This is a genomic window from Enterobacter cloacae complex sp. P12RS (genome assembly GCF_014895875.1).
Classification (GTDB): domain Bacteria; phylum Pseudomonadota; class Gammaproteobacteria; order Enterobacterales; family Enterobacteriaceae; genus Enterobacter; species Enterobacter bugandensis.
Map to the genome: position 1 here is coordinate 1 of NZ_JADBQO010000022.1, position 967 is coordinate 967.

Annotated in this window: 2 protein-coding genes; both read right to left on the bottom strand. The window is 32.7% G+C overall.

The window, feature by feature from the left end:
• Positions 1 to 455, bottom strand: a 455-nt coding sequence (locus IM284_RS14270) for a TIR domain-containing protein (protein WP_193055831.1), incomplete at its 3' end; no start/stop codon positions are given.
• Positions 455 to 967, bottom strand: a 513-nt coding sequence (locus tag IM284_RS23380) for a hypothetical protein (RefSeq protein ID WP_226838784.1), incomplete at its 5' end; no start/stop codon positions are given. The genes IM284_RS14270 and IM284_RS23380, both read right to left, overlap by 1 nt.

A 967-nucleotide genomic window follows, 5' to 3' on the forward strand; every position in this document is an offset into this window, starting at 1 on the left:
TCATTATAGTGTGGTACGGTTTTTTCATATACGTGATTCATTCTTATTAAATAAGGAAGGTAGTATTCATATCCAAACCCAGGTGTTCTTAAACTCATTGAGCATCCACAATTGACATCGGAACAAGTAGCTGGAGAAAATACCGAATCATATATTTCATCTCTTATAACACCAACAAGTCCATTGTAATTATCTCCCCAAAGAGACGCTTGAATCTCGGAGTTTACGAATTTTCTATTCTTTGTTTCAGTACCGATAAGAACTACAGTGACTGTTGTATCTGACAGATAATCCTCACGGATTATTCTCATTATTGAATCTTCACTTATAGTAGTGCTTATGTCGCCATCATTGACCGACTTATCTATAAAAAAATCCCCCCCAAAATTTTCAATAATCTCATCTTTGAGATCTTGCTCATTGGCATGATGATAACTAAGAAAAGTTTTATGCATCACTTGCTCCATTTTTCAGTATTAATATTAAACTCACTCACAACCTTGTCATTAAAAAACTTGTTTACATCAACAAACCCATTTAGTATTTTATTAAAATGATAATAATGAGATTGAATTGTCCCAATTGGGGTCAGATGATATGGGAGAGAAATAAACTCACCATTTGAGTCTTTATCCTGTGTCAGCACAGCATCCTTTTCAGAGACGTACTTATGCCATCTGCGGTAATTATTTTGGTGCTGCGTCAAAAAATCATTCAACTCCCTAAGAATTTCATTAGAAAGATCGTACAATTTTTTGTCTCTTTTCTTTTTTATATCCAACAGCTTCATTTCATCACGAATAAATTTATAGCACTCATAATATGAGTTTAACACTTCATCAAAAGCATCAAAATTAGGTTCAATTTTAAAAAGGGTTCTCTTAGTATCTAAATAGTTTTTGACACTTTTTCTGAATAACAAATCTGATTTATTGAGTAAAATATTCACTCCGCCAAAGCTCAATTG